At 70.8% G+C, this 8,155-nt stretch carries 8 protein-coding genes; 4 read left to right on the plus strand and 4 right to left on the minus strand.

The window, feature by feature from the left end:
* Positions 1–84 precede the first annotated feature (84 nt).
* The gene (locus tag DKL51_RS07705) at positions 85–2,193 is read right to left on the minus strand and encodes a beta-glucosidase family protein (protein ID WP_221623143.1); all 2,109 of its coding nucleotides are present in this window, start codon (positions 2,191–2,193) and stop codon (positions 85–87) included.
* 431 nt (positions 2,194–2,624) lie between these two features.
* Between DKL51_RS07705 and DKL51_RS07710 the strand changes: the two genes are divergently transcribed.
* Positions 2,625–2,825: a LacI family DNA-binding transcriptional regulator gene (locus tag DKL51_RS07710; protein ID WP_207783840.1), complete on the plus strand. Its 201-nt coding sequence runs from the start codon at positions 2,625–2,627 to the stop codon at positions 2,823–2,825.
* Positions 2,826–2,863: 38 nt separating this feature from the next.
* On the opposite strand, the gene DKL51_RS07715 is transcribed toward DKL51_RS07710, so the two are convergent.
* From DKL51_RS07715 to DKL51_RS07725, 3 genes are all read right to left on the minus strand, one after another.
* Positions 2,864–3,592 (minus strand): DedA family protein, encoded by a 729-nt coding sequence (locus DKL51_RS07715; RefSeq protein ID WP_109944703.1) that lies wholly within the window; start codon positions 3,590–3,592, stop codon positions 2,864–2,866.
* A gap of 99 nt (positions 3,593–3,691) precedes the next feature.
* Complete coding sequence (locus DKL51_RS07720) at positions 3,692–5,167, minus strand: sensor histidine kinase (protein ID WP_109944704.1); 1,476 nt, start codon at positions 5,165–5,167, stop codon at positions 3,692–3,694.
* 2 nt (positions 5,168–5,169) lie between these two features.
* Entirely contained in the window at positions 5,170–5,847 is a 678-nt protein-coding gene (locus DKL51_RS07725; RefSeq protein ID WP_109944705.1) for a response regulator transcription factor, read from the minus strand.
* Positions 5,848–5,967: 120 nt separating this feature from the next.
* On the opposite strand from DKL51_RS07725, the gene DKL51_RS07730 reads away from it, so the two are divergent.
* The 3 genes from DKL51_RS07730 to DKL51_RS07740 form a co-directional block, all read left to right on the plus strand.
* Positions 5,968–6,576 carry a phosphatase PAP2 family protein gene (locus DKL51_RS07730; RefSeq protein ID WP_109944706.1) on the plus strand — a complete coding sequence of 203 codons (609 nt, stop codon included), beginning with the start codon at positions 5,968–5,970 and terminating at the stop codon, positions 6,574–6,576.
* Positions 6,573–7,178, plus strand: coding sequence for a DedA family protein (locus tag DKL51_RS07735; protein ID WP_243421029.1), 606 nt, complete (start codon positions 6,573–6,575; stop codon positions 7,176–7,178). The genes DKL51_RS07730 and DKL51_RS07735 overlap by 4 nt, the downstream gene beginning before the upstream one ends.
* 52 nt (positions 7,179–7,230) lie before the next feature.
* Positions 7,231–8,155: ABC transporter ATP-binding protein (locus DKL51_RS07740; RefSeq protein ID WP_148097746.1), on the plus strand; the 925-nt coding region annotated here is incomplete at its 3' end.

Here is an 8,155-nt window from a genome sequence, read left to right on the forward strand (position 1 = left end):
GCCTGGTCCGCGCAGGCCACCGGGTGGGCAGCGCAGCAGGACCGGCGCGGGCCCCGCCATCGGGACCCGCGCCGTCGGCGCCCGCTACGGTTGACGACCGGGTGGGGTCCGGACGGTGATCGAGTCACTGAGCACGATGTTCGTCGACGAGTCGCCCACGTACACCTGGTACTCGCCGTCGGTCACCGTCCACTGCCGCCGGCCGCTGTCCCAGATCGACAACGGGTGGTTCGAGGCGGCCGGGTCGATGGTGAGTTCGACCAGCTTCTTCTGGCCGGGGTTGAGCCAGACCTTCTCGAAGGCCACCAGGCGCTTCGGGGGCTCGCCCGTCGCGGACGGTAGCCCGAGGTAGACCTGCGGCACCTGGGCGCCAGCCGTCTTGCCGGTGTTCTCGACGAAGAAGGCCACCCGGATGGGCTCGGTTCCGTCGGCCGTCTGCGGTGTCACCACGAGCTTGGAGATCGCGAAACTCGTGTACGAGAGCCCGAAGCCGAAGGGGAACTGGGCCGCGGAGTTGGTGGCGTCGTACCAGCGGTACCCCATCCGCAGACCCTCGCTGTAGGTCGCGGTGAGGGTGCCGTCGATGTCCACCCCCGGGAACTGTTCGGGGGTGCTGGCAGCGGCCTCCCGCTCCGCCTTCGGGAAGGTGATGGGCAGCTTGCCGGACGGGTTGACGACGCCGAAGAGGACGTTGGCGACGGCGTTACCGTCCTCCTGGCCCGGATACCAGGCCTCGAGGACGCTCGGGACCTGGCTCAGCCACGGCATGACGATCGGCCCGCCGTTCTTGAGCACGACCACCGTGCGCGGGTTGACGCGAGCGACGGCGGAGATCAGCGCCTCCTGGTCGACACCGTCCTGGATCGGCAGGTCGAGGTTGGCTCGGTCGACTCCTTCGAGGGAGATGTCGCCGGCCATCACGATGGCGACATCGGATCTGGCGGCCAGCGCCGCCGCACCAGCGAGGTCCGTGCCGTTGTGGTACGTCACGGTGGCGTGCGAGCCGAGACCCGCCAGCGTGTTCCGCAGGCCCTCTTCCGGGGTCACGGTGTAGGGCGCGTTGACCTTGATGAACCCGCCGGGCCCGGTGGCCGGGAACTTCGCCTCCCCGGCGAACGTCTGCGGCCCGATCAAGGCGACGGACCGGAGCTTGGTGGCGTCGAGCGGAAGGACGCCCCCCTCGTTCTTCAGCAGCACGCTCCCCTGCTCGGCCAACTGGCGGGCGGCCGCGCCGTGGGTGGCGAAGTCGATGGGTGTGAAGCCGATGACCGGGTGGTCGAACTGGCCGAGCCGGAACATCGTGGCGTACCGGGGCTTGAGCATTCCGTCAAGATCCGCGACGGTGATCTGGCCGGCGGCCAGGGCAGGCTTGATCGTGTCCGGGGTGAAGAACCGGGGGCTGGCGAACTCGAGGTCGAGCCCCGCCTTGATCGCCGGCACGGTGCTCTTCGTGGCGCCGCGGTCGGACATCACGTAGCCCTCGAAGCCCCACTGGTCACGCAGCACATCCGTCAGCAGCGGTCGGTTCTCGCAGGCGAACGTGCCGTTGATGCGTGGGTACGAGCACATGACCGCCGCCAGACCGGCGTCCTTGATCGACATTTCGAACGGCAGGAGGTAGAGCTCGTGCAGGGTGCGGTCGTCCACGATCGTGTTCATCGTCGACCGCTGCGTCTCCTGCTCGTTGGCGGCGAAGTGCTTGGCCGTGGCCTGCACGCCGTGCCGCTGTACGCCCCGGGTCTGCTCGCTGGCCATGACCCCGGCCAGGTACGGGTCCTCCCCGAAGTACTCGAAGTTGCGACCGTTGTTCGGAATCCGGCCGAGGTTGACGCCCGGAGCCAGAAACACGTTGTGCGCATTGCTCCGCGTCTCGCTTCCGGCGATGTCGCCCCACCGGTACGAGGCCGACGGGTCCCAGGACGCCGCCACGGCGAGTTCGGTCGGAACGCCGGTGGCCTGAGGGTCAGGACTGCAGTCCCCGCCACCGACACCGATCGGACCGTTCGTCATCCGTATCGTCGGAATGTTCAGTCGCGGAATGCCTTCGACATGCCGGGCACCTGCGTAGAACCCGCATTCGGGCAGGTCCGTGTTCGGCACCGGCTTCATCGCGATCTGCTGAATCTTTTCGTCGAGCGTCATCGCCTGGATGAGGAGTTCGGCGCGTTGCGCGGGTGGCAACGTCTGCTCCATCCAGGGCAACTCCTGTGCACTGGCGGGTGACGGTGGCGCCGCGCCTGCGATAACCACCGCGGTCAGGAGTATGGAGAGCGACGTTCGCGCTCCTCTCCTTTCCGACGCACTCCGGCGCTTGCCGCCACGGCGTGGCCAGGGTCCTGCCATGCTCGGCTCCCTCCCTGTCGGTTGCTGCGGATGAAAAGGGAATCGGCGCGGGACCGACCGCTACCTGCCTTGGTGAGACAGGGCGCTGCATCGACGAGTGGTGGTGGTCCGCAGTCCCGACATGGGCCATTGAGTCAGCCCTCTGGCGCCGATGGCGAGCGGTTGCCATCATTTGCCATGGGTTTCCGGTGGCCCAGTTCTGGAGAGCGGAAAAGCGATGTTCCACGCCCCGTGCCGGGCACCGCCGCAGCCGGCCCCCAACCCCTCCCCAGGAGGTGTCCGTGGTCGCTGAACGGCGCCGCCGTCCGACCGGTTCCGCGCCCACGATCTACGACCTCGCCCGCGAGTGCGGCGTGGCCCCGTCGGCGGTGTCCCGGGCGTTCTCCCGTCCCGGCCGGGTGAACGCCGAGACGGCGGAGCGGATCCGGGCGGAATCACCGCCGTGCGGAGCCTGCGTCGCGGCTCGACGACCGCACTGGTGACGACCGTCGCCGCTCCGCTGCGGGCGGGGCACCGGCAGTCAGCCCGTCCAGCCCTCGTCGGCTCGGTTCGGAGCCGCGGTTCGTCGGGCGCCTACCGCTTCCGCAGCAACCGGCGTCGGACCGGGCGTCCGTGCCGTCTTGCGCCGGGAGCGGAGCAGTTGAATGCCGATGGGCACCACGGAGACCAGCACGATGCCGAGCAGGATGAACTCGATGTTGGACTTGACCACCGCGATCTGACCGAGGAAGTAGCCGAGCACCGTGACACCGATCCCCCAGAGCGCCCCGCCGAGCACGTTGTAGATGAGGAAGGTCCGGTACCGCATCCGGCTCACCCCGGCGATGACCGGCGTGAACGTCCGCACGATCGGCACGAACCGGGCCAGCACCACCGATCGGGCTCCGTACCGGGCGAAGAAGTCGTTGGCCCGCTGCACGTTCTCCTGCTTGAAGAGGCGGGAGTTGGGGCGCCGGAACAGGCTCGGACCGATCCGCTTGCCGAACAGGTAACCCACCTGGTCCCCGGCGATCGCGGCAACACCGGCCAGCAGGCAGACCAGCCAGAGCGGCTGGTGAAGGTAGCGGCCATCGGCCACGAGCAGACCGGCGGTGAACAACAGCGAGTCACCGGGCAGGAAGAGCCCGATCAGCAGACCGGACTCGGCGAAGACGATGGCGAGGATACCGATCAGCCCGAAGGTGGAGATCAGCCACTCCGGATTGAGGAAACCGGGACCGACGGCCGGCAGGGCCAGGGGCGTCGACACGAGGGGGCCTCCGAAGGGGTGCGGCGGGAAGCCTGCCGGAAGGGGAACCGGTGGCCAGCAGCTACACCGCTACCCCCGCCACCGGCACGGAAACGTCGTTCACGCCGGGCGCACTGGAGGCCGGTCCGCGGGCGCCGGCAGCAGCACCGTGACGGTGGTGCCGCCGGCGGGGTGGTCGCAGGGAAGGTCGAACCGAAGGTCGACCCGGTGATGGGTGCCGGCGGAGCAGATCCGCAGTTCGCCGTGGTGTGCGCGGACGATGGCCTCGACGAGGGACAGGCCGAGGCCGGTACCGGGTGAGGTGCGGGCGGCGTCGGCGCGCCGGAACCGTTCCGTGGCGTGCGGCAGGAACTCCCGGTCGATGCCGCCCCCCATGTCGTGGACCATGATCCGGATCAGGTCCTCAGCTCGGGTCGCGGTCACGGTGATGGGGAGTGCGCCGTATCGGATGGCATTGTCGAGCAGGTTGGTGACGACCTGACCGAGTCGGGTGGCGTCGCCGCGCACGGTCAGATCCGGCTCCGCCTGGCAGCGCAGCCCGTCCGGCCCGGCACCGACGCCGGCTCGGTAACGGCCGACCAGACCGGTCAGCATGGCGGTGAGGTCCACCGCGGGGGCGGTGTCCTCCTGGATTGGTTGGACGCCGACGGCGAGCAGGGCGTCGGCGAGGGCGATGAGATGGGCGGTGTCGGCGGCGGCGCTGCGCACCGTCTGTTCCAGTTCGGCGGCCGTTCGCGGCCGACGCAGGGCCAGTTCCAGTTCGGTGGCGAGCAGGGTCAGCGGGGTACGCAGTTCGTGGCTGGCGTCGTTGATGAACTGCCGTTCCCGTTCCAACGCCGCTTCCAGCGCGGCGAGCATGTCGTTGAGGGTCCGACCGAGCCGGGCCACCTCGTCGTCGGTGGCGGGCACGGCGAGCCGGACACCGGTGGCACCGGCGGCGATACGGGCAGCTTCGCCGCGGTAGCGCTCGACCGGGCCGAGGGCGGCGCGGGCGAGGCGGTAACCCACCAGGGAAGCGACGGCGAGCGCGGCGAGGTTGGCGAGGGCGAGTTGGCCGATGAGTTCCCGCAGGGCCTCGTCGCGTTGGTCCCGGCGGACCGCGGCGACGGTGACCGCCGGCTGCCCCGCCGGGGGCACAGCTTCGGGCCGGACGGGAACGGCGTACAGACGCAGGGGGCGGGCGCTGATGGGCAGCAGGGTTCCCCGGTCGGCCCGGACCGGTTGGTGCAGGGCCCGTTCCAGCTGTCCGGAGGTGAGCAGGGAGCCGGCCGGCAGGCCGGGGCTGGCCGCGAGGACATGGTTGGAGGCGTCGAGGAGCTGCCAGTACTCCCCCGGTCCGGTCCTGGCGGCGGCCGGCAGTGGCGTGCCGGCACGGGCGGCGCCGGTCAGTTGCGTCGACTGGGCGGCCAGGTCCTCGTCGAGGCGGAGATCGAGGGCGTACCGCACCCGCAGGTAGACGAACGCGCCGGCGCCGGTGAGGACCACCAGCATCGCCGCCGCGAAGCCGGCGATCAGCCGGACGCGCAGTGGCAGGCGGCCCCAGCGGCCAGCCGGGAAGTGCCGACGACGAGCCATCGTCAGCCACCATCGGGGCGCAGCCGGTAGCCGACGCCGCGCAGAGTCTCGATGGCGTGCCGGCCGAACGGCTTGTCGACCTTGGCCCGCAGGTTGGCGACGTACACGTCGATGACGTTGGAGCGGATGTCGGTCTCGCCGTCCCACACCTCGTCGAGGATCTGGTAGCGGGTCAGGCACTGCCCGGCGCGGGTGAGCAGCAGGGCGAGGATGTCGAACTCCCGCGCCGACAGGTCGATCTCCGTATCGCCGCGGAACACCCGCCGCCGGGCGGGGTCGAGCAGCAGGTCACCGGCGCTGACCTCGACCGGAGGCGGCCCCGCGGAGCGGCGGTGCAGGGCGCGCAGCCGGGCGAGGAGCTCATCGAACGAGAACGGCTTGGCCAGGTAGTCATCGGCACCGGCGTCGAGGCCGGCGACCCGGTCGGGTACCTCGCGGCGGGCGGTGAGCATCAGCACCGGTACCCGGTTGCCCTGCTCGCGCAGTGTCCGGCAGACCGCCGTGCCGTCCAGGCCCGGCAGCATGACGTCGAGCACCAGCGCGTCGTACGTACCCGTGGCGGCGGTGAGCAGCCCATCGGTTCCGGTGTACCGGACATCGACGGTGTGACCGGCTTCACGCAGCCCTTGGGCGAGCAGGCCGGCAAGACGCCGCTCGTCCTCCACCACCAGGACCCGCACCCGGTTCCTCCCGTCCGTTCGCACCGGTCACCAGTGCAGCACAGCGCCGGCGCTCTTCATCTGCCCTTCATGTCCGGCTGCCTACCGTCGGCATCTCGATCCGGACGGCGGAGGGACAGCATGAACACCCGGCTCTTCCTGGAGATCAACGACCTGGCCCGGGCGACGCCATGGTTGCACGCTCCGCTGGCCGACTACGCAAAGTACGGGGTGCTGCTCTTCGCCGCCCTGCTGCTCGCCGGCTGGTGGATCGCCCGGCAGCGGGGCGTGGGACTGCCGGCGGCGGTGTGGGCGCCGTTCGGCATGCTGCTGGCCGTGGCGGTGAACCAGCCGATCGTGTCCGCGGTGCACGAGCGCCGCCCGTACACGGCGTTGCCCGGCATCGTGGTGCTGGCTGATCGGAGCACCGATCCGTCGTTTCCGTCGGACCACGCCACCATGGCCGGCGCCGTGGCGGCCGGGCTGCTGTTGGTCAGCTGGCGACTCGGTCTGCTGGCCGTGGCCGCCGCGGCGGTGATGGGCTTCGCCCGGATCTACATCGGCGCGCACTACCCGTCCGACGTGCTGGCCGGCTTCGCGCTCGGCGCCGCCGTGACCCTCGTCGGCTATCTGCTCGCCCGCCGCCCGATCGCGCTCGGCCTCGACCAGCTGGATCGCACCCGGCTGCGACCCCTGCTGCGGCCCGGCAGCGCGGCGGCGGCCGACCAGGCTGCGCCGGCACGCCCGTGACCGCCGCCGGTTCCCTCGCCGGCCTGGTCGCTCACTACGGCTACCTGGGGATCGCCCTGCTCGTCGGGGTGGAAGGCTTCGGCATGCCGGCGCCGGGCGAGACGGCGATCATCGCCGGTGCCGGGTACGCGGCACACGGCGAGCTGATCATCGCCCTGGTCGCCGTGTCGGCGTTCCTGGGCGCGGTGACCGGGGACAGCATCGGTTACCTGATCGGTCGCACCGGCGGCCGGCGGATCATCCTGCGGTACGGGCCCTACGTGCGCCTGACGCCGGAGCGGTTCGCACGGCTGGAGGCGGTGATGAGCCGGCACGGGCCGAAAATCGTGGCGGTCGCCCGTTTCGTCGAGGGGCTGCGGCAATTCAACGGGATCATCGCCGGCGCCACCGGCATGCCGTGGCGACGCTTCGTCATCTTCAACGCCGTAGGGGCTGCCGCCTGGGTCGGCGTCTGGGTGACGGCCGGCTACCTGGCCGGGGACCACATGCGCGCTATCGAGGCGGAGCTTCACCGCTACCAGTGGTACGCGGTCGCCGCCGCGGTCCTCGCCGCGCTCGCCTACGCCGGATGGCGGCTGACCCGAAGGCGTGAACCTCGCTGACCCGTCGGCCGGTTTCATCCTGGCTTCATGTGTGATCTCTAGCGTCCGGGCCATGAGCGATGTGCTGGCGGTCGACGCCGTCCACCTCACCAAGACGTACGGCTCACTGACCGCCGTCGACGACATCACCGTGCAGGTCGCCCAGGGCGAGGTGTACGGAGTCCTCGGCCCCAACGGGGCCGGCAAGACCACCTTCCTGCGGATGTTGTTCGGCCTGATCCGCCCCGACAGCGGCACCCTGAAGGTCTTCGGCCGCTCCTGGCAGTACCACGGCGTCGGCTCCCTGACGGGCGTCGCCGGGTTCATCGAGAGCCCGAAGTTCTATCCCACCCTGAGCGGCCGGCGGAACCTGCGCCTGCTCGCCGGTCTCGACGGCGGCGACGCCGCCGACCGCATCGACGAGGTGCTGGACACCGTCGGACTGACCGACCGGCAGCACGACAAGGTACGCGGCTACTCGTTCGGCATGCGACAGCGCCTCGGAGTCGCCTCCGCCCTGCTGCGGGACCCGCGACTGCTGGTGCTGGACGAGCCCGCCAACGGCCTCGACCCCGCCGGCATCCGCGACATGCGAGCCCTGGTGCGACGGCTCGCCGACACCGGCCTGACCGTCCTGCTCTCCAGCCACGACATGGCCGAGGTCGAGCAGATCTGCGACAACGTCACCATCATGAAGGCCGGCTCGGTGGTACACCACGGCTCGATCGCCGCCCTGCGGGAGCTGGCACCCGAGCAGGCCCACCGGATCACCACCACCGACGACGACCGGGCCGCCGACCTCGCCCGCACCCGTGGGCTCGAGGTAACCGCCGTCGACGACGGGCTGGCCGTCCGCGGCCCGCAGAAGGACGTCGACGTGCTGATCGCCGACATCGTCGACGCCGGCATCGCGCTGCGCGGTCTGACCCGGGACGAGACACCGCTGGAGGCGCTGTTCTTCATGCTCACCGAATCCGCCCCCGCCGGCCCCACCGCCG

Source organism: Micromonospora globispora, from assembly GCF_003857015.1.
Taxonomy (GTDB): domain Bacteria; phylum Actinomycetota; class Actinomycetes; order Mycobacteriales; family Micromonosporaceae; genus Micromonospora; species Micromonospora globispora.

Excerpts from the sequence above, each read along its gene's own strand:
- DKL51_RS07720 (WP_109944704.1), bottom strand. The coding sequence starts at position 5,167 with ATGGCTCGTCGTCGGCACTTCCCGGCTGGCCGCTGGGGCCGCCTGCCA.
- DKL51_RS07705 (WP_221623143.1), bottom strand. The coding sequence starts at position 2,193 with ATGGAGCAGACGTTGCCACCCGCGCAACGCGCCGAACTCCTCATCCAG.
- DKL51_RS07730 (WP_109944706.1), top strand. The coding sequence starts at position 5,968 with ATGAACACCCGGCTCTTCCTGGAGATCAACGACCTGGCCCGGGCGACG.